Annotated in this window: 18 protein-coding genes and 2 pseudogenes; 6 read left to right on the top strand and 14 right to left on the bottom strand. The window is 66.2% G+C overall.

Annotated elements, in window-relative coordinates; all coding sequences use genetic code 11:
- Positions 1 to 87 precede the first annotated feature (87 nt).
- Positions 88 to 2,292, top strand: coding sequence for a DUF1631 domain-containing protein (locus Atep_RS01080; RefSeq protein ID WP_213379684.1), 2,205 nt, complete (start codon positions 88 to 90; stop codon positions 2,290 to 2,292).
- Here the strand turns inward: Atep_RS01080 and Atep_RS01075 are convergent.
- The 5 genes from Atep_RS01075 to hypB all read right to left on the bottom strand — a co-directional run bounded on the left by Atep_RS01075 (position 2,249) and on the right by hypB (position 7,962).
- Positions 2,249 to 3,283: an NAD-dependent epimerase/dehydratase family protein gene (locus Atep_RS01075; protein ID WP_213379682.1), complete on the bottom strand. Its 1,035-nt coding sequence runs from the start codon at positions 3,281 to 3,283 to the stop codon at positions 2,249 to 2,251. The genes Atep_RS01080 and Atep_RS01075 overlap by 44 nt on opposite strands.
- A complete protein-coding gene (locus tag Atep_RS01070; protein ID WP_213379680.1) occupies positions 3,280 to 4,182 on the bottom strand; it encodes a glycosyltransferase family 2 protein in 903 nt (300 codons plus the stop codon). Before Atep_RS01070 ends, Atep_RS01075 begins: the two co-directional genes overlap by 4 nt.
- Positions 4,179 to 6,215, bottom strand: coding sequence for a glycosyltransferase (locus Atep_RS01065; protein ID WP_213379678.1), 2,037 nt, complete (start codon positions 6,213 to 6,215; stop codon positions 4,179 to 4,181). The genes Atep_RS01070 and Atep_RS01065 overlap by 4 nt, the downstream gene beginning before the upstream one ends.
- A 167-nt stretch (positions 6,216 to 6,382) precedes the next feature.
- On the bottom strand, positions 6,383 to 6,874 hold the full coding sequence (locus Atep_RS01060; RefSeq protein ID WP_213379676.1) for a hypothetical protein: 492 nt from the start codon (positions 6,872 to 6,874) through the stop codon (positions 6,383 to 6,385).
- Between the two features lie 209 nt (positions 6,875 to 7,083).
- Positions 7,084 to 7,962 carry a hydrogenase nickel incorporation protein HypB gene (hypB, locus tag Atep_RS01055; protein ID WP_213379675.1) on the bottom strand — a complete coding sequence of 293 codons (879 nt, stop codon included), beginning with the start codon at positions 7,960 to 7,962 and terminating at the stop codon, positions 7,084 to 7,086.
- Positions 7,963 to 8,202: 240 nt separating this feature from the next.
- Here hypB and Atep_RS01050 point away from each other — a divergent pair, with 240 nt between their 5' ends.
- Together Atep_RS01050 and Atep_RS01045 are read left to right on the top strand one after the other, a co-directional pair.
- On the top strand, positions 8,203 to 10,347 hold the full coding sequence (locus tag Atep_RS01050; RefSeq protein ID WP_213379673.1) for a glycosyltransferase: 2,145 nt from the start codon (positions 8,203 to 8,205) through the stop codon (positions 10,345 to 10,347).
- Complete coding sequence (locus tag Atep_RS01045; RefSeq protein WP_213379671.1) at positions 10,344 to 11,318, top strand: glycosyltransferase family 2 protein; 975 nt, start codon at positions 10,344 to 10,346, stop codon at positions 11,316 to 11,318. The genes Atep_RS01050 and Atep_RS01045 overlap by 4 nt, the downstream gene beginning before the upstream one ends.
- Before the next feature lie 36 nt (positions 11,319 to 11,354).
- On the opposite strand, the gene Atep_RS01040 is transcribed toward Atep_RS01045, so the two are convergent.
- Together Atep_RS01040 and Atep_RS01035 are read right to left on the bottom strand one after the other, a co-directional pair.
- A complete protein-coding gene (locus Atep_RS01040) occupies positions 11,355 to 11,987 on the bottom strand; it encodes a transposase (RefSeq protein ID WP_236786331.1) in 633 nt (210 codons plus the stop codon).
- A 55-nt stretch (positions 11,988 to 12,042) separates the two neighbouring features.
- A complete protein-coding gene (locus Atep_RS01035) occupies positions 12,043 to 12,645 on the bottom strand; it encodes a hypothetical protein (protein ID WP_213379669.1) in 603 nt (200 codons plus the stop codon).
- 145 nt (positions 12,646 to 12,790) lie between these two features.
- Between Atep_RS01035 and Atep_RS01030 the strand changes: the two are divergent.
- Positions 12,791 to 13,763: pseudogene (locus Atep_RS01030) on the top strand (IS481 family transposase).
- On the opposite strand, the gene Atep_RS16355 reads toward Atep_RS01030, so the two are convergent.
- The 4 genes from Atep_RS16355 to Atep_RS01020 all read right to left on the bottom strand — a co-directional run bounded on the left by Atep_RS16355 (position 13,760) and on the right by Atep_RS01020 (position 15,709).
- Positions 13,760 to 13,915: a hypothetical protein gene (locus Atep_RS16355; protein WP_236786329.1), complete on the bottom strand. Its 156-nt coding sequence runs from the start codon at positions 13,913 to 13,915 to the stop codon at positions 13,760 to 13,762. The pseudogene Atep_RS01030 and the gene Atep_RS16355 sit on opposite strands and share 4 nt — an antisense overlap.
- Positions 13,916 to 13,946: 31 nt before the next feature.
- On the bottom strand, positions 13,947 to 14,282 hold the full coding sequence (locus Atep_RS16350; RefSeq protein WP_236786327.1) for a cyclic nucleotide-binding domain-containing protein: 336 nt from the start codon (positions 14,280 to 14,282) through the stop codon (positions 13,947 to 13,949).
- Entirely contained in the window at positions 14,195 to 14,872 is a 678-nt protein-coding gene (locus Atep_RS16345) for a mechanosensitive ion channel family protein (RefSeq protein WP_236786325.1), read from the bottom strand. The genes Atep_RS16350 and Atep_RS16345 overlap by 88 nt, the downstream gene beginning before the upstream one ends.
- A gap of 258 nt (positions 14,873 to 15,130) precedes the next feature.
- Positions 15,131 to 15,709 carry an OmpA family protein gene (locus tag Atep_RS01020; protein WP_213379667.1) on the bottom strand — a complete coding sequence of 193 codons (579 nt, stop codon included), beginning with the start codon at positions 15,707 to 15,709 and terminating at the stop codon, positions 15,131 to 15,133.
- Positions 15,710 to 16,153: 444 nt separating this feature from the next.
- On the opposite strand from Atep_RS01020, the gene Atep_RS01015 reads away from it, so the two are divergent.
- The gene (locus Atep_RS01015; protein WP_213379665.1) at positions 16,154 to 16,675 is read left to right on the top strand and encodes a DUF7931 domain-containing protein; all 522 of its coding nucleotides are present in this window, start codon (positions 16,154 to 16,156) and stop codon (positions 16,673 to 16,675) included.
- On the opposite strand, the gene Atep_RS01010 is transcribed toward Atep_RS01015, so the two are convergent.
- Positions 16,668 to 16,925, bottom strand: coding sequence for an efflux RND transporter permease subunit (locus Atep_RS01010; RefSeq protein WP_336511371.1), 258 nt, complete (start codon positions 16,923 to 16,925; stop codon positions 16,668 to 16,670). The genes Atep_RS01015 and Atep_RS01010 overlap by 8 nt on opposite strands.
- A gap of 154 nt (positions 16,926 to 17,079) precedes the next feature.
- A complete protein-coding gene (locus Atep_RS01005) occupies positions 17,080 to 17,364 on the bottom strand; it encodes a hypothetical protein (RefSeq protein ID WP_213379663.1) in 285 nt (94 codons plus the stop codon).
- A 120-nt stretch (positions 17,365 to 17,484) separates the two neighbouring features.
- Here Atep_RS01005 and Atep_RS01000 point away from each other — a divergent pair.
- Positions 17,485 to 17,787: pseudogene (locus tag Atep_RS01000) on the top strand (transposase); the annotation flags it as partial.
- 21 nt (positions 17,788 to 17,808) lie between these two features.
- Here the strand turns inward: Atep_RS01000 and Atep_RS00995 are convergent.
- On the bottom strand, positions 17,809 to 18,354 hold the full coding sequence (locus Atep_RS00995) for a hypothetical protein (RefSeq protein ID WP_213379661.1): 546 nt from the start codon (positions 18,352 to 18,354) through the stop codon (positions 17,809 to 17,811).
- Between the last annotated feature and the right edge of the window lie 354 nt (positions 18,355 to 18,708).

Raw genomic sequence — 18,708 nt, 5'->3', positions numbered from 1 at the left:
CAAGGGTTCACATCATCCGCCATGGTCAAACAGCCTAACTCGAATATCATCCCCTTTGGGGTGCGGGAGACAGGTCCGCCCGAGGTCATGCACGCGGATACACAGGTCATTCTCCAGACGTGTCGAGAGCGTCTGATCGATACGGTGCTGGCAGTCTTCACGCGCCATGTCGGACGCGCGAACGATGAATTGTTCGCGATGATGGATCGAGCGGTCGATCAGGATCTGCGCCAACTGTGTTTCGACGCCGTGTCGCTGCTGGCCAATCGCACCCCCCTGTTGTTGCAGCATTTCCGCGCGGCCTATGTGAGCCTCTTCGATGAGGCCGTCGAACGCCTGGAACGCCAGGATGGGCACATGCCGACCAGACTGCCCGATGAACTCGAGCTGGTCGACGAAGAAGACTTCGAACTCGATCTGGCGCTGACCAAGCTGACGACGCGCGCGTCCTTCAACTGTGCCCAACCCCTGTTGGCACTCGATCGGCGTCTGGCGGCCTTGCTGAATGGGCCGCGAATCACTCCGGAAGACAATCCTCTGCATCCGGTCACACTCTATCGCGCCCTGTTCCAGGCCTTGACGGCCCTGGAGGCCGGCCGTGAGCTGGCGATCTTTCTGATGCAAGCGTTCGAGCGCCAGACATCGGCCGAACTGCCGGAGATCTATAACGAGATCAATCGCTACCTGATCGAATCGGGCATCCTGCCCAAGATTCCGCTGACCGAACCGCACACACACACGCCCGCGATCCGGTCGGACGTTTCAGGTCCGGCAGCCGCGCCGGCGATACCGGCGACGGCCGCGGCGATGTCGAGCCTGTCGTCGATGCCGGCCGATGATGTCTTTGCGCGATTGGTCGGCTCGTTACAGTCGCTCGCCGGCCATCCGGTGTTGCCGCCCACTGTCGCCGGATCGGTCGTGTCCGCAGTCGCTCCGGCCGGACCGCTCATGGTGCCGCCATCGCCGTTCGGGCACGAGCGACTGATGCAGACGCTGGGCAGTCTGCAACGCGGACCACTGGTTCCGGGGGCGGCGCCCGGTCTGGGGGCGACCCCTCTCGACCCCTGGGCCAGCAATGTCGTCGCTCAGTTGCGTGACACCCCCATGGCCAAGGGATCGCCGCCCGTGGATGCCATGACGATCGACATCGTGGCCATGCTCTTCGAGGCGATCTTCGATGATCCCGAACTGCCGGCGGCGATACGCGCCGAAATCGCCAAGCTCCAGATTCCGGTGTTGAAGGTCGCCCTGCTCGACAAGGAGTTCTTTTCCGACCGCAAGCATCCGGCGCGACGCCTGCTCGATGTCATCGCTCAGGCGGGACTCGGGCACGGGGAGGACGAGAATCCGAGGTCGTTGGAGACGATTCGCTCGGTCGTCACGACCGTGATCGAGGGATTCGAGTCCGACATCGGGATTCTGGCCGACCAGGTCCGGAGACTCGAAGCCTTTCTGGCCGAGGAGGATGCTCAGTCGCGTGACCGGGCCGTCGGACTCGTCGCCGGGCTCGCGCAACGCGAGCGCCGGGAGCTGGCCGCCGCTCATGTCGCCGCCGAGATCCAAACGCGCGTCACCCGTCCAGGGGTTCCGGGGTTGATCGTGGAGTTTCTAGAGCGCGGCTGGAGTCAGGTTCTGACCGAGATTTTCGTGCGCCATGGACCGGCGGATGCTCGATGGACTCAAGCGGTCCAGCTCATGGATGAACTGATCTGGAGCATCGAGCCGAAGCTCCATCCATCGGACCGTGAGCGCTTCATCGGTCTGCTGCCGCGCCTGATCCAGGGGTTGCGTTCGGGACTGGCGCACTTGGGTCAGGAAGAGTCGTGGAGCGAGTTCTTCGGTGTGCTCATTCAGCGCCATGTAGCGGCCTTGCGCGGAGAAGGCGCCACGATGAGCGGGGTTGCGTCGCCGTCTCCACCAGCGCGTCCGACGACGCCAGCCCCAGTGGCGCCGCCGTCCAGGCCGACCCCTCCAGATCGTCCCGGCGCGACGACGAGCGATGATCCCCATCTCAGACTGGTGCGGGCGCTCAAGCCGGGGGCCTGGATCGAGTTCCAAACGGAACGTGGAACCCGCAATACCCTGCGCCTGAACTGGGTGAGTGAATTCAAGGGGGTCTATCTCTTCACCAATCGTCAGGGCGAGAACGCCATGACGCTTGCCGCCGCGAGTCTGGCGGCGCATCTGCGCAAGGGAACCGCGCGTCTGCTCAGCCAGAATCCGCTGACCGAACGCGCCGTGATACGGCTCATGGAGCGGGTCCAGCCGCCGGACGCCGCACCAGACGCCTGATCTCGTCCGCCAGCCCGTACCGGGGCACGAATCCCAGGGCCGCGATGGCGCTGGAGTCGTACCAGGCATCGCCCGTCAGCTTCACGAGCGCATCGCGCGTCAACGGCATCCGTCGCCCCAGCCGACGCTCGGCGAGCGTGCCGCCGAGTGCGGCGCCTCGAAGCATCCACAGCGGCACCGTCCAGCGCGGGATGGGACGCCCCAGCGCCGACAGGATCTGCTCATAGATCCAGCGCGTCGAATAGGGCCGGCCATCGGTGGCGATATAGGTCCGGTCGCCGCTCGCCTGATGACCGGCGATCAGGAGCGCGGCGGCGATGGCGTCATCGACATGGATCGCCGAGCGCCGGTTGTCGAGGCGCGGCCAGGGCGGGAAGCGTCCGGCGGCCACGGCCTCGACCATGCGCGCGATGTTGCCGGCGCCGTCGAGTCCATAGACCATCGGCAGACGCATCACACTGGCCTCGATCCCGCGCGCTTGGCCGAATTCGAGCACGCGGCGCTCGGCGGCGAGCTTGGCGCGGCCATAGAGACAGTCCGGCTCGGGTGGCGTGTCGGCACCGGCCGGCCGGCCGAGCGCGCCCGCGCGATCGCCCATTGCCTTGACGGTGCTGACATGGACCAGCCGCTCGATCGGCGCTTCGGCGAGTGCCGCGACCAGATTGGCCGTGCCCTCGGCGGTCACGCGCCAGTGATCGGGCGCGTTGTAGAGATCCGGCTCGTCGGGGCGCGGGGCATAGCTGGCCAGATGGAAGACGGTCTTCAGCCCTACGCCGAGTCCGGCGAGCGTCTCGGCCTCGGTCAGATCGCCCGCATGCACCCTGACCCCGTCGTTCGGCCACAACCGCCGTACCGACTCGGGCGAACGGGTCAGGACGGTCACCGGGTGCCCGGTGGCGAGCAGGGCCGAGACCAGACGGCGCCCGACCTGCCCGGTCGCTCCCGTCACCAGGACCGGGCCGAGATGATCGGACTGTGTCGTGTTCGTCATCGACGGCTCCCGGATCTCAGCCGAATCGCGATGGCCTTGAGTCCGAAATGAACCCGGATGCCGAAGATCACGAGCGCGCCGAACAGTCGTGAATGCCGCTGCATCTGATGCTTGCGGAAGAAACGCTCCATGCCGCGATGTTTGTGGCGCTCGACGGCCAGCGGATCGCCCGTGCTGCACGCGCCCTTGTGATGGATCACGCTGACGTCCGGCACGAACAGGATCTTCAGCCCGGCCTCATGGAAACGCACGAACCAGTCGAGATCCTCGCAATGCAGGAAATAGCCTTCGTCGAGCGGTCCGACCCGTTCCAGCGCACGGCGGGTCGTCAGCATGAAGGAGCCGGAGATCGCCTCGACCTCGATCGGCTCGGTCGGCAGCGGCTGATGACGCTGGTCCAGACGCCGTCCGGCGCCTGAGCGATTCAGACGGTCAAGACGCAGAATACGCCGGAGCGCGATCCGGGGGTCCGGAATCGCACGCCGACAGGCGACCTGCTCGGTGCCGTCCGGATCGAGTACCAGACAGCCGATCATCCCGACCTCGGGGCGGGCGTCGAGGATGGCGATCAGGCGTTCGAGCGTGTCGGGCGCGACCAGACAGTCGGGATTGAGGAACAGCAGCCGCTCGGCGCGCGCCAGGGGCAGCGCCCGGTTATTGGCGGCGGCGAAACCCAGATTGGCCCCGTTCTCCAGGATCCGTAGACGCGCATCCCGGCCATGGGCCTGTGCGAGCCGATCCAGACTGTCGTCACGCGAGCCGTTGTCGCTGACGATGACCTCGACCGGAACGCTGGAGGCGAGCGCCGCGCCCACCGCCTCTGTGAGCAATGGACCGGCGTTGTAGTTGACCAGGATGAGACTGACGGCCGGGATGGACGGTTGATCGGGATCGGTCACGAGCTGGACTCCGGAATGAGTGCCGCGCGCACGGCCCGTTCGGCGGCGGCGAAACTGAAGTGCGCTTCCATCACCGCCAGGCCGCCCGCCGACAGCCGCCGCCAGAGATCGGGATCCTGATGCAGACGGATCACCGCCTCGGCCATGGCCTCGGCCGTGTCGGCGACCAGGACGGATTCGCCATCGACCAGATGCATGCCCTCGATCGCCAATCCGGTGGCGACGACCGGCAGTCCGTGGGCGAGACTTTGATTGATCTTGCCCTTGACCCCGGCGCCGTAGCGCAGCGGCGCCACCGACAGCTTGCAGCCGGCGAAGAAGGGGTCGACGTCCGGCACATAGCCCAGGACGTCGACGCCGGATGCGTCCCCAGCGCGCGCCAGCACCTCGGCCGGCGGGTCGGAGCCGATGACCTTGAGCCTGAGATCGGGCAGATGTGCGCGCAGTCGCGGCATGACCTCGTCGCAGAAGAAGAGCACGGCGTCGCGGTTGGGCGGATGCGAGAAGGCGCCGATGAAGAGCAGATCGCGCCGTGCCTCGGGCGGGTTGGCCGAACCGAAGATCCGGTGGATGTTGGAGACCACGCGCACGGCGACGTCCGGCGCCTCCACGGCCAGCAGCGCGCGCTCGGCCTCGCTCACCACCAGGGTCAGGTCGGCCTGACGCATCAGTTCCAGCTCCTGACGCTTGCGCGCCTCGGCCAGCAGGCGCGTGCCGCGGTCGCCGAGCAGCTCGGCGAGCCGCTGCTCGCGCAGGAAGTGCAGGTCGACCGTGTCGAAGACGATCCGCGCCCGTGTGCAGTGGTGCCGCACGGAGGCCATGACCTGTGCGGCGGCATCGGCCCGGCTCAGGATCACCAGATCATAGCGCGCGCCCTCGTCGGCCAGATGACGGGCGATCGAGCGTACATGGGGCCGATAGAGCACCTCGAACCCCTGGCGCTGCAAGTCGGCGACATAGGGTTGAGGGGCCTCCAGATTGGCGGCGGCGAAGGTCACCTGATAACCGAGTCCCTGCAGGATGCGAAAGAGGTTGAGCATACGCAGTGAGCCGGACTCGCGGTCGGGCGTGACCATGTAGCTGTCGACCACCAGCACGCGCCGCGGCGTCTCGTCGGCCGGGACGTGCGTCTGGGGCTGAAGACCGGGTTGCGGCTCGCCCCGGCACTCGCCGACGGGCCCGAACCGGACCACGCGCGAGAGCGGCTGACAGTAGACCCGTCGCCCGTCGGCGCGCACACGGCGGGCCAGGTCGGCCGCCAGGTCATCGGCCTCGACCAGGGCCGGATCGAAACCGTCCAGGCGTCGGAACAGCTCGGCGCGGATCGCGAGCGCGGCCGGCGAACAGGCGTCGACCGCGCGCCGATAGCCGTGGGCGGGTTGATCCGGGTCGTCCAGATGGCCCAGCCGGTGCGTCGAGCCGTCGGGATCGATCCGGCGTCCGACCTCGCGCTGGCGTCCGTCGGGGTAGAGCAGCCGGCTACCGAGGAGACCGGCGTCCGGCGTCTCCTCGAAGCTCTGCACCAGTACATCCAGCCAGCCCGGCTGGACCTGGGTGTCGTCACTCAGAAAGACGATGAAGTCGCCCCGAGCCGCGCGCGCCCCCTGGTCGAGCATCGCGGCCAGTCCGGTGCTGCTCGGCACCTGGATCAGTCGCGTGCCCGGATAGCGGGCGAGTCGGCGCGTCCTGTCATCGATCGTCCCGGCGACCAGGACGACCTCGAACGCGGTCCGGGTCTCGGCGCCGGCGAGCGCGGCGAGACAGTGATGGATGGCCCGCAGCGGCCGCTGGAGCACGATGACGACCGAGACGCACGGCGCGGCATGACGCGGAAAGGCGATGGGGTCGAAGGGCTCGTCGAGTGCGAGCAGGGTCGGCGGTCCCTTGGACGCGAACGGGCGGATATGCAGCCGCCGGCGCAGCTTGCGCAGCAGGACTCCGACCCCCTCGGTGCGCAGCACATGCAGCATCCGCGGCAGATAGCGCACGGCGATCTCGACGAGACTCGTGTATTGGGAACGCGCGACGGTCATTCAGGGCGAGCCGTCCAAGGCGCCGGTTGAACCCGGTGTGGCGTACTGAAGCATGCGAAGTCACGGGGCGATTCGAACCGCGTCATCCGGAACGCCGTGTCTGTCCTCATGGCTGGATACGAACCTGCGAAGACGGTTCGGTGTCCCGGACGCGGTTCGAACGCGGCTCAGTATTGATTCATGGGCCGGAAGGCCGGGGCCACCGGCCATTCGGGATTCTGCGGCTGGGGCTGTCCCTGACCCTGCTGTTGGCGCGACTCCAGCTCTTCGATCCGGCGCTTGAGTGCCTCGACCTCGCCCGGATCGACCCTGGGCTGAGGCTGAGTCGCTTGTGCCGGCGCCTGCGTGGGTGCGGGAGCGGCCCCATAGCCGGCGGGCGGTGCGCCGAACCCTGGAACGCCATAGGGCATGCCGTAGGGGACGCCATAGACGCCCGGATAACCATAGCCGCCATAAGGACCGGGGCCATAGGGTCCGCCACCCCAGTAGGGATCGTCATAGCGATCGTTATAACGATCACCACCGCCGAACCAGCGGTTCGGATTCATCATGTTGCCGAAATTGAAGGCCTGGCTCACGGGTGCATAGGCCAGGATGGCCGCTGCGGCGCTCAAGGCCAGGATGGGGAGTGTGTGTTTGCGTTGTACAGACACTGACATGAATCCTCCTGATCGGGTTTTATGGTTTTTCAGTCGTTCTGCGCTCGATCTCCGGCACCGTGCCGGGTGCCGGTTGGTCGACATCCATGATTGGTTGGTAACGGCTCAAAAACAACTTGGCCATGGCGGTTCCTTCTTCCTTCTACCCTCCCCCGCGAGGCGAGAGGGGCTGAGATGGATCCGTTGTCATCGAACGGTTGCTCGACCGATCAGCCGTGCGTGGGCGACGGCTCATGGTGATGATGGTGGTGGTGTCCGGGGGCGGCCGTGCCGGTCAGGCCCGAGCGGTGTTCGCCGTCGTGCCGATGGCTCGGGCGGATCGTGCGCCCGAGTTCCAGCCGTGCGCGCTGGGCTTGAAACTCATCGCGCAGCCAGTGTAGCCAGGGTTCCAGATCCGCGTGCGAGCGGGCCGAGACGCTCTCGAACGGCGCCGTGCTGGCGAGCGCGCGCAGATGACGCTCGGCGCGTTCGGGATCGAACTCGGGCATCAGGGGCCGCAGATCGGACTTGGAGCAGAGCACCAGGTCGGCCGAACGGAACATGACCGGATACTTCGCCGGCTTGTCGTCGCCCTCGGGGACCGAGATCAGGATGACGTTGCGATGCTGACCCAGATCGAAGCTGGCGGGACAGACCAGATTGCCGACGTTCTCGATGAAGAGCAGGTCGATGCCGTCGAGATCCAGCCGGTGGAGCGCCTCGTGGATCAGATGGGCGTCGAGATGGCAGGCGCTGCCGGTGGCGATCTGGATCGCCGGCACACCCTTGGCGCGGATGCGCTCGGCGTCGTTCTCGGTCTCGAGATCGCCCTCGATGACCGCGATGCGCAGCTCTTGGCCGAGTGCCTCGATGGTCGCCTCCAGCAGACTGGTCTTACCGGCGCCGGGCGAGGACATGAGGTTCAGCGCCAGCACGCCGTGATGATCCAGATGCTCGCGATTGTGCGCGGCCTGATGATCGTTCTCGGACAGCAGGCCCTGGAGCACCGCGACGGCGGCCTTGCCGTCGGCGGTTTGGGCGTGACGCCCGTCGCCCCGGATCAGATGTTCGTTACCGGAGGTGATGTTGCAGCCGCAGTTATTGCACATGGGGAACCTCTCTGCCGGAGAAAGCGGCAGTGTACGCCATCGTGCAAGCGAGGGTTAGCCCCTTTGCGGCGCCGGCCGACCGGAGGATCGGGGATCGAGGTATCCGATGGCGTATCACTGGCGTTTTTTCGTGATTCTGGGCAGACTTCACGCGGCCGTTGGCAAGCCCGTTTCGACGATCAGACGAGTATTCCGAGTGTCAGCCATGTCTTTCGAACCTTTACGATCACCCGACCCGACATGAGTCCGATCGATCTGTTGCGCCCGCTCTGGCGCGCCCTGCCCATCGACATCCACTGGCGCCGGCGGATCAAGCACTGGCTGCTGCAAGGACCCCTCGCAGGTCTCGGGTCACGCCGGATGGCCGTGCTCGACGTGCCGGCCTGGGACGGCGACTGGCGCGTCCTGCTGTCGCCGCTCGACGCGCCGGCCGATCGGCTGCTCGTCATCGACTGGAAGCCGCCGACACCCGATCTCGACTCCGGCTCCTATCGTCTGCGCCTGATCCTGGATCTGCTGCTGGAGTCGGGTTTCGCGGTCGACTTCATCGGCGATCGCGAGGCCGAGAGCCCGGACTATGCCGAGGCACTGCGCGCGCGCGGGATCAGGACGGTCGTCGGTCCGTCGGCGGCGCTCGAACACCTGGTCGCCCAGGGGCATAGGTACCGGCAGGTCTGGATCTCGCGTCCCGAGGTCGCCGAGGTCTATCTGGCGCCTGTGCGGGCGCATGCGCCCCAGGCGACGGTCATCTACGACACGGTCGATCTGCACTGGGTAAGGTTCGAGCGTGGCGCGGCCTTCGCCGCCGATCCGACCGAGCTGCTGGAGCGCGCGCATCGGTATCGCCGTCTCGAACTGGCCAACGCGCGTGCGGCCGATCGCGTCATCGCCATCACCGAGGACGAGCGCGCGCGTCTGCTCCGGGAAGACCCGAGGCTCGACGTGCGGGTGCTGCCGAACGTCCATCCGGTCGTCGACCGGGCCGCGCCCCTGAGCGAACGGCGTGATCTGTTCTTCATCGGCGGCTTCCAGCACGAGCCCAATATCGATGCCATGCTCTATTTCGCCGATGCGATCCTGCCGCTGGTGCGCGCCGAGCTGCCCGAGGTGCGTCTGCGCATCGTCGGCAGTCACATGCCCGACTCGGTCCGCGAACTGGATTCGCCGGCCATCGAGGCGGTCGGCTATGTGGCCGAGGTCGAGCCCTGTTTCGCCCAGGCCCGGATCTTCGTCGCGCCCCTGCGCCATGGCGCCGGGATGAAGGGCAAGATCGGCCAGAGTCTGAGTCAGGGGCTGCCGGTGGTCACCACGTCGATCGGCGCCGAGGGCCTGGGGCTGACGCACGAGCACGATGCCCTGATCGCCGATGATCCGGCGGCCTTCGCGGCGGCGATCGTGCGGCTCTATCGCGACGAGGTGCTGTGGGCGCGTCTCTCCGAGGCGGGGCTGGCGCTGATGCGGGCGCGCTATTCGGTCCCCGTGGTGGCCGAGCGCTTGCGTGAACTATTGACGGACCCGATGTCCGAGCCGATCTCCGGTTCCTCGCCCGGTGTCGGAACCCTCGGTCGGCCTGAGTCCGTCGAACTCCGGAGCGGCGAGGACGGGGCGCGCACGGCGAGCCTGCCGCCTCGTGAGACCGACCGCCGTGTCCTGATCCTGGGCATCTATCTGCCGGGGATCGCCAATCATGCCGCGATGATTTCGCGCGAATTGCTCGGTTCACGCGACTGGGAGGTCGATCTGCGCTGGGCGTCGGTCGGCGCCGACTCGTCCGAGGCGCCGGCCGATCCGGAACTCGAGGCCCTGACGCGACTGCACAGCCCGGAGCGCGTGCCCAAGTTCGTGCTGCTCAACCGGCTGCTCGCCGAGGCCGAGATCGAGCGCTATCGCTATCTGCTGGTGGTCGACGACGACATCGAGCTGTCGCCGGGCTTCGTCGACCGCTTTCTCGCCATCCAGGAGGCGCGCGACTTCACGCTGGCTCAGCCGGCGCGCACCCATGACGGCTACACCGACCATCAGTTCGTCAATCAGCTCATGGGGGTCGAGTCCCGCCGCACGCGCTTCGTCGAGATCGGGCCGCTGTTCTCGCTGCGCCGCGACGGATTTGCGTCGCTCCTGCCGTTCGACGAGGAGGCGCCCATGGGCTGGGGGCTGGATTTCGTCTGGCCCGTCGTCCTGGAGGCCCAGGGCCGGCGGCTGGGCATCGTCGATGCCGTGCCGGTCCGTCATGCCCTGCGCAAACCGGTCAGCACCTACGACTACACAGAGACGCAGACCGCCATGCAGGCGTTCCTGGCCCGCCGTCCGCATCTGACCCTGTCCGATGCCTGCATCGCCGGCCGGACCTATCCACTGACCGGCCCGACCGCGATCGCTCCATGAACCGGACACCACTGATCAGCGCCATCCTCTGCACCTATGATCGCGCGCCCCTGCTGGCGCGGGCGCTCGGTGCGCTCTGCGCCCAGACGCTCGGCCCGGAACGCTTCGAGGTCGTGCTCGTCGACGACGGATCGAGTGACGATACCGCCCAGGTCGCCGCGACCTTCGCGCCGCTGCTCGATCTGCGTTATATCCGCCAGCCCAACTCAGGTCTGGCGGCGGCCAAGAATCATGGGGTCTGTCTGGCGCGTGCGCCGATCGTCGTCTTTCTCGACGACGACGACGTGCTCGACAGCCGCGCCCTGGAGCGACACTGGCTGAGCCATCGGCAGGATCCTCGGGTCGAGACCGCCGTGCTCGGCCATACCGGTCTGGGATACGAACAGGCGCGCTCGCCGCTGATGCGCTATGTCACGGGCGTGGGCTGCCAGCTCTTCTACTATTCCTCGCTCAAGGACGGTCAGGAGTTGGACTTCTCCTTCTTCTGGGGCGGGCGCTCGTCCTGCAAGCGTGCCCTGCTGCTCGAACATGGGCTGTTCGATCCGGTGTTCCGCTTCGGCGCCGAGGACATCGAGCTGGCCTTTCGGCTGCGCAAAGCCGGTCTGCGCGTGCGCTACGACGCCCAGGCGATCAGTACCATGATCCGCACTCTGAGTGTCGATGACTTCGCGCGCCGCTGTGTCCTGCAGGGGCGCTCGAATTGGGTCTTCTACCGGCGCCATCCGCACAAGCTGGTGCGCGCCTGGACCCAGGTCGATGGGGTCGAGGACGAGTGGACTCGCATCGCGCCCCATTACGAACGTCTGCTCGCAAGCGCGCGCGGACTCGACCGCTGGGCCAACGCGCGCGTCGAGCAGGACTTGGAACTCGATCCGCGCTCCACCGAACTCCTGCATCGCGTCTATGCCGCACTCTTTCGCGCCGCCCGGATCAAAGGGACGGTCGAGCAGATGTGCGAGGAGGGGAGTTAAGGGCATCAGTTACAAGTTAAGAGATTGGTTGTCATGTCAAGCCGAATCCAGTGGAGCCTGAGCCTTTTGTTTAGGCGGCTTGCGTGGACGTTTGATGAGACCCAGTGGCTTGGCTTGCTCGGCCAGATAGCACACGGGGTCGAGCGTGGGATCCTGCTGCTGGGCGCCGACGACGAAGTACAGACTGCGGTAGACCATTTCCATGGAGATCTCGGCGAACGGGCGTCGGAGTGCCTCGGCCACGGCATCGGTCAAAGCGACCCGCACGGCGTACAGGATCCAGGTAGCCCACAGTTGCAGTTCCACGGCGTTTTGTGCCCCGGCGTAGAAATAAGCCAGTCCCAACAAGCGTTTGGCGATGGCGAAGGCGTCCTCGACCCGCCAACGCTGCGCATAAAGAGCGGCGGCGTAGGCCGTGGGCAAGTCGACGGGATCAAGCGCATTGGTCAGGTAGCGGTAGACCGTTCCACCGGACTGGATCTCGATCCGGCGCACGCGCCGGCGGGTGGCGCCCTGACCGACCCACACCACCCGATCCTGGAGACTGGAGGTGTGCACCCAGACCTGCTCGACCTGGTACTTGAGATTGGATTTGGCGCGCGTCAGCCAGGTGACGCCGCGCGCACGCAGCGCGGCCCACTGGGCAAAGTCGGTGAAGCCCCGATCCATGATCAGTAGCGCTCCGGCGGGAATGGCCGTGTGCAGCCGCGACCAAAAGCGCGTGTCATGGCCGGGCCGGATCGGCGTCGTACCACACCCGCCGGGGCAGGCGGGTGGTCAAGTCCAGCAGCGCCATCATCCGTCCGGCCAGCGGGGCCACGGGGGCCTCGCGCAACCATCCGAGCTTGCGCCGCCACACATCCAGCGTCGCGCCAGCGGCGATCAGCACCGCTGTATAGTGGGCATGCGCCCAGGCCACCACCGGCGGCACCGGGCGTTGGCGTGCCTGCCAACGCGCCTGGAGTACCGGCAAGAGGCTGTTGAGCACCCGCTCGAACAACTCCGCCGGCAGGCCGCGCAGCCGTTGCGCCACGGCTGGCTGGGTCAGATCCCGCAACGGCTCCACCCACAACAGCCGCTCGCGCTGCACCACCCGCACCAGCTCATTGATACTGCCGATCCGACGCCACAGCCGCCCCAACACCAACCCCATCATCACCGGCAGCGTCAGTCCCCGTGCGCGCAACCCCAGGCGCTGAAAATAGCCCACCTGCGCCAAGGTGGCCGGATGCACCAGCTCGCTCAGACGTTCAGCGACCGCCTCGGCTGTCGGGGCACTCGTCGGGCGGTGCCGGCGATGCCGCTGAATCGCCCAAGTATGACGCACAGAGCTACGTGTTGCGTCCCGTGTGATCATGTGCCGCGAAGGAGTTATCCTTTGTTCCTCGCCCGCGAGGTTCTCCAGCGGCTCGCCGCGGAGTTTGAGAGCCGCCCGGCACGTCCGAACTGAACACGAGAAGGTCTAGCTCCCCATGGTCATCCGTCTGCACAAAAACGCCCGCACGACACCGGCCATCCGTCGTGAACGCCAGTCCTCGACGCGCTCGACCCGCGAGCCGGCCGAGCGCTATGGGCGGAGCCGTCAGACGGTGTTGAAGTGGCGTCGGCGCTCCGGCACCGAGGACGCCTCGGCACCGTCTCCACACGCGCCTGACGCCGGCGCAGGAAGCGGTGGTCGTGGAGTTGCGTAAAACGCTCCTGTTGCCGCTTGATGACCTGCTGGCCGTCACCCACGAGTTTATCAGCACCACTGTCTCGCGCTCGGGCCTGGATCGCTGTCTGCGCCGTCATGGCGTCTCCAACCTCCAGGCGCTCAGGCCCCGGCCCATCGATCCGGACGCCCGCCCGGTCAAGTGTTTCAAGGACTACGAACCGGGCTTTGTCCATGTCGACGTGAAGTACCTGCCCCGAATGCCGGATGAGGACAGTGCTCAGTCCCTCTTTGCCGCCATCGATCGGGCCACGCGCTGGGTCTATGTTGAGATCCTGCCCGAGAAAACCGCCCAGAACGCCGCCGGCTTCCTGGAGCGGCTCATCGCCAAGGCCCCGTTCAACATCACCAAGGTCTTGACCGATAACGGTAAGGAGTTCACCGACCGCTTCGGTGCCACGGGGGAACGCGAACCCACCGGGCGCCATCGCTTCGATCAGGTCTGCTCGGCCAACACCATTGAGCATCGCCTTATTCAGCCGCGCACCCCCCAGACCAACGGCATGATCGAGCGCTTCAACGGGCGCCTTTCAGAGGTCTTGACCACCACCCGCTTCGACTCCGCCGAGTCGCTAGCCCAGACCATCGAGCGCTACGTTCAGGTCTATAACCAACACCTTCCGCAGAAAGCCCTCGGCCACATCGCCCCGATCCAGGCACTCAAGGACCGGCGCGAGAAACGCCCTGAACGCTTCAAAAAACGTGTCTACAATCTCCGGGGACTTGACAGTTAAGAAAGATAGCCGAAGCAGACGTCAACTATCTTGACACTGAGGGCCGGCTGACGACTGGCCGCACGCGCGGCATCGGCGGCGTCGACGCACTCTTTGACGATACGCGCCAGCCGTTCGGCCAGTTCAGGCCTGTTGGCCAGCAGGGTGCGCACGACCTCCAGGTCGATGCGGATCAGGCTGACGTCACTGCGCGTGCAGCTCCAGAAAGGACGGCTCGTTGGCCAGCATGGTCGTGATGCCGAAATGGCTGCCGGGCTCCAGCACCTCGGTTACGGTCCGGGTGCGATCGGGAAGCGTAATCGCCGCTTCGACCAATCCGCCGACGATGATATAGAAGGCATCGCTCATCGCGCCCTCGGCCAGGATCACATGACCGCTGTCGAAGTGGGCATAGACGGCGCGCGCCGCGATCTGCTCGAGTTCCTCATAGGTCAGCAAGCCGGCCATGTAGAGTCCCTTGAGCGCCAGCAGGATGGTCGGCGGCTCGGTCTGGACCGGCGGAGCGCGTCGGATGCGCATCTCGCGCACCTCGGGCGCCAGACCGATTCAGTATCGATGACCTGACCGACGGTGCCGTCCGACAGCTCGATCCAGTCACCCAGGTTGAACGGGCGCTCGATACCGAGCGCAATCCCGGAGAACAGATCGCCCAGGGTGCGCTGCAGGGCCAGACCAAGCACGGCCGCCGCCACGCCGGTCGACAGCCGGACGCCGGTGAAGGAGAGGTCCTGGCTCCAGAGAAACAGCGCCGGCCCGACGAACATGAAGGCGCCATGGATCACCCCCATCATCAGCTTGGGGATGCGCTCGGACAGCGCCTCGGTTCGGGCCGCCAGGATGGACTCGATCAGACGCGCCACCAGCCAGCCGCCGGCGACATAGACCAGCGCCAGGGTCGCGGTGCGAATCGCCGCCGTCGCACCATCCAGACCCAGAGTGCGCACGGCTAGACCGGTCAGACCGCCCAGCCCCAGCAGCACCAGCGGAAACAGCACCGGATCCGGCACCGCCGCGACGACCGGCAGCCTGTCGGCGAGCCAGCGCCCCTGGAGCAGACCTGAGCCGAGACGCCGAGACCGAACAGCAGCATGGCCGCCAGCCAGATCCACCAGTTCGGCTCGACCAGAGATTCGAAAGACATCGTTCAGATCGGCGGATATTCCGGGGCGCGGATGTAAAAAAGGCCGATCACGCAGACGTGACCGGCCCCGCCATAAGCCCCAGTCGGGGGGATGAGGCTCATTGGACTTGTAAACTCGAGTAAAGGACTCGGCATTGGGGCGTCGAACACCGGAGCGGATGCCTGGGGATCGAGCGCACCGTCGAGCCATTGGCGGCGGCGCGCCCGAACGAGGATGGATCGACGATCAGTACTCGGCGTTGATCTTCACGCGACGCTGCTCGACGGAGTAGATGTCGACGCCCGGCAGCATGTCGGACTTGCCGCGGCTCTCGACCGAGACGATGTCCTGAGCCGGAATGCCACGGCTGATCATGTAGTCCTGGACGGCCTGGGCACGGCGCAGACCGAGCTGATAGTTGTAGGCATCCGACCCCTTGGCGTCGGTGTGACCGGTCAGCGAGATGCGCTCTCGAACAGGGGTCTGCTTGACCTGCGCAATGTAGTCGTCGAGACGGGCCAGCTCGCTGTCGTTGACGACGTTCTCGATACGGTACTTGTCGAATTCGAAGTTCAGGCGCACGGTGAATTCCTTGGGTACCGGAGGCGCGGCGGCGACACAGGGCTCCAGATCACCCGGCCCATGCAGGCTCTGCCAGCACTCGCCGGAACCGCTCACCCAGGCCGTGCCCTGGGGCTGAGCCGACCAGAAGTGCTCCATGTTGTAGTCCTTGGCGCTCACGGCCGCCGGAGTGGACAGGACCGCGGCCACCGCGAGCGGGGCAGCCAGGGCGGCCAGGCGTTTGAAAAGAGGTTGTTTGCGCATCTTTTTGGCTTCCTGTTGAGGTGGTGGAGATGATCGAATCGGAGAACCCATGGTCTAGCCGAACTACGGGTCAGTTGCAAAGATCGCTCATGATCCCTAATGCTAAACCATCTTTCCGCCTCGGGAATCTCACTGGCGAAATGAGCGTAGCGCGAGCGCGACTCACCTGAACCGCGCGCTTTGACATAGGCATTTTAGCCCACAAAAGGAGCAAAAGTGCAACTTTTTTATGAACCCGCGACATATTTACAACGTTTGCCATATGGAAGCAACACTTTTTATCCAATAGGCGAGCAATGATCGTATGAAACAAGTTTTCATCACATCCAGCACGTTACATATTTGCAACATGCAGACCTATCGAGGCCGCGCGCCGCCCGTCTCCGGCGCGCGATCTGTATGTATCCGGCACCATCCGCCATCCACGGCGCACCAGGAGTGACCATGTCCAGAGAGATCGACCGGCCCGGCGGCATGCTCGGTGCCGATGCGGGACGCCGGACGCTCGCGCACGGCCCGGAGATCGCCGCGATCAGCGCGGACATGGCCGCCCAGGCCCGACGCGAGCTGCTCATCCACGGCCCCACGCTCGACCCGGCGCTCTATGATCAGGCGCCCTTCCTGGAGGCCGTGCGGCGTCTGGCGCTGGGGCGTCCCGGAGTCTGCGTGCGCGTCCTGCTGTTCGACCCGCGCGCCGCAACCCAGGGCGGTCATCGGCTCCTCGAGCTGGCGCGCCGCCTGACCTCGCGCATCGCCATCCGGCGTGTCGCCGACGAGGATCAGGAGCGTCTCGACGCCTTCCTCATCGTCGACGAGACCGGCTATGTGCATCGCCGGCTGGCCGAACGCCTGGAGGCGATCGCCGACTACGCCGATCCGCCGGCGGCGCGCCGGTTGCGCCAGGACTTCGAGCGGCTCTGGGAACGCGGCAGCGTCGACAGCGAGCTGCGACAGCTCTTCATTTGAGATCCGGCCGACGCCGCTCGTGCCAGAGGCGATAGAGCACCGGGAGCAGGATCAGGCTCAACAGGGGCGCGGTGATCATGCCGCCAAGCATGGGCGCGGCGATGGGCCGCATGACCTCGGACCCGACCCCGGCGCCGATCATCACCGGCAGCACCTCGCCGAGCGAGCGGAAGGTCAGATAGAGCAGCACCAGGATGACGGCGAGCGTGAGCGGGACGACCTGGGCCAGCCGCTCCTGGGCGCGCTGCATGTATTTCGTACTGACCGGACCAGGTGATCGAATAGCCGGGCGGGAGCCGGACGCGCTCATGCACCACCCGTTGCGCCTCGGCGACATAGCTCCCGAGATCGCGTCCACGAACGCAGGTTGACCGGATAACGCTCGCGTCCCTCGACCGTCTCGGTCACGGTGGCGCCTTGAGCGGCGCCGGCAGACCGCCGACGCCTGCCAGCGGGATCGCGGTGCTGAAGAGGACGAGGAGGGCGATCGGGATCGTCAGCCGTGGCCGGTGCAGGGTCGCGCGCAACACCGGACGGTAGACCCGGATGAGCACGCGGCTCAACGGATTGCGCGACTCGCTCGGGATACGGCCCCGGATCAGATAGCCCATCAGCACGGGCACCAGGGTCACGGCCAGACCGGCGGCGGCCATGGCATAACCCAAGTTGCCGCCTTGAAGGGTTGGCATCCATCGGGGTTAGCTTGCATTGTGTCGTACCCCTACAACACCGCGCGAGCAGAGTACCCCGATGGACAGCCGCATTATATTCGTGTACCGCCTGTGTGACGATCTCCTGAAAACCGGCTGATCGCGCCGCTGTTTCATGTCCCGGCCAGCCCGGCCCATGAGACCAATGACGAAGCGCTCTACATCATCGACAGCTTCCCGTTGCCCGTCTGCGACAACATCCGGATTCGTCGCTGTCGGCGCTATCGCGGCGAGGTCCGGCGTGGCGACCAGGCCGGCAAACACCGCTATTTCTATGGCCTCAAGATCCATCTCATGGTCAACGCGCGCGGACAACCGGTGGAGTTCTTCCTCACCCCCGGCTCGCTCAACGACACCAAGGCGCTCAAACTCTACGCCTTCGATCTGCCCGAAGGTGCGACCCGGGTGGTGGGCTGACTTGGCTTAGGATCGTGGTGCCATGTGCAACATCCAGGCCGGCATCGGCCGCTTGACGGCTGGTTCAGCGACCGGAGCGGCTTCCTCGACAGCCGGGGTCTCTTCAACGACCGGAGCGGCTTCCTCGACGACCGGGGCTTCCTCAGCGACCGGAGCGGCCTCTTCGACAGCCGGGGTCTCTTCAGCGACCGGAGCGGCCTCTTCGACAGCCGGGGCTTCCTCAGCGACCGGAGCGGCTTCCTCGACGACCGGGGCTTCCTCAGCGACCGGAGCGGCTTCTTCGACAGCCGGGGCTTCTTCAGCGACCGGAGCGGCCTCTTCGACAGCCGGCGCCGGCGGCGCGGTCAGCGCCACGGTCCCGATCGGGGCGATATTGGCGGCGACCTGACTGGGCGGCAACGGCGGCACATCACCGTAGAGCGCCTCGGTGGAAACCACATAGAAGGTTCCCACCGCGACGACGATCGACATGCCTCGCACGATGAGCTGGCTGTTGTCGCTGGCCCCCAGCATGGCCCGCAGCTGCGCGAGACCGGGCAATTCTTCGCTCATTTTGGATCTTCCTCTCGGTTCGAGTATCGACTGGATCGGTTTGGATACGGCTAGGCACGCCTAGGCTGCCTGAATGAACCCGCTGATTCAAGACAAGAATTGCAGTGTCCGGACCGGAATCGCACCCTCGGCGCGCAACGGTACCGGCCAGTACGGCTAAGGTTCAATGCTCAGGATTGATGGACTCTCGGGACGTTCACTGTTTGGCTGGGGTATATTTTCCGGATTATTACGCGGTCATTGCAACCGACGATCACCCGTTCGGGGCGGCTCGACCCGATCCCCACCGTGGCCCACGCCGACTCGCCCGCCCGGATGGGTCCAGACCCCGCTGGACCGCACCGCCCGGATGCC

It is taken from the genome of Allochromatium tepidum (assembly GCF_018409545.1).
In the GTDB taxonomy this organism is placed as follows: Bacteria; Pseudomonadota; Gammaproteobacteria; order Chromatiales; family Chromatiaceae; genus Thermochromatium; species Thermochromatium tepidum_A.
Note: the sequence above shows the minus strand (reverse complement) of the source record. Positions and strands in the feature narration are given on the sequence as shown.

Bases quoted from the DNA above. Each gene is read 5' to 3' on its own strand.
- Atep_RS00995 (WP_213379661.1), bottom strand. From the start codon at position 18,354: ATGAGCGAAGAATTGCCCGGTCTCGCGCAGCTGCGGGCCATGCTGGGG.
- Atep_RS01020 (WP_213379667.1), bottom strand. From the start codon at position 15,709: ATGCGCAAACAACCTCTTTTCAAACGCCTGGCCGCCCTGGCTGCCCCG.
- Atep_RS01060 (WP_213379676.1), bottom strand. From the start codon at position 6,874: ATGTCAGTGTCTGTACAACGCAAACACACACTCCCCATCCTGGCCTTG.
- Atep_RS01065 (WP_213379678.1), bottom strand. From the start codon at position 6,215: ATGACCGTCGCGCGTTCCCAATACACGAGTCTCGTCGAGATCGCCGTG.
- Atep_RS01040 (WP_236786331.1), bottom strand. From the start codon at position 11,987: ATGGATCGGGGCTTCACCGACTTTGCCCAGTGGGCCGCGCTGCGTGCG.
- Atep_RS01045 (WP_213379671.1), top strand. From the start codon at position 10,344: ATGAACCGGACACCACTGATCAGCGCCATCCTCTGCACCTATGATCGC.
- Atep_RS01075 (WP_213379682.1), bottom strand. From the start codon at position 3,283: ATGACGAACACGACACAGTCCGATCATCTCGGCCCGGTCCTGGTGACG.
- Atep_RS01050 (WP_213379673.1), top strand. From the start codon at position 8,203: ATGAGTCCGATCGATCTGTTGCGCCCGCTCTGGCGCGCCCTGCCCATC.
- Atep_RS01015 (WP_213379665.1), top strand. From the start codon at position 16,154: ATGTCCAGAGAGATCGACCGGCCCGGCGGCATGCTCGGTGCCGATGCG.
- Atep_RS16350 (WP_236786327.1), bottom strand. From the start codon at position 14,282: ATGCGCATCCGACGCGCTCCGCCGGTCCAGACCGAGCCGCCGACCATC.
- Atep_RS01080 (WP_213379684.1), top strand. From the start codon at position 88: ATGCACGCGGATACACAGGTCATTCTCCAGACGTGTCGAGAGCGTCTG.
- hypB (WP_213379675.1), bottom strand. From the start codon at position 7,962: ATGTGCAATAACTGCGGCTGCAACATCACCTCCGGTAACGAACATCTG.
- Atep_RS01010 (WP_336511371.1), bottom strand. From the start codon at position 16,925: ATGCAGCGCGCCCAGGAGCGGCTGGCCCAGGTCGTCCCGCTCACGCTC.
- Atep_RS01005 (WP_213379663.1), bottom strand. From the start codon at position 17,364: ATGCCAACCCTTCAAGGCGGCAACTTGGGTTATGCCATGGCCGCCGCC.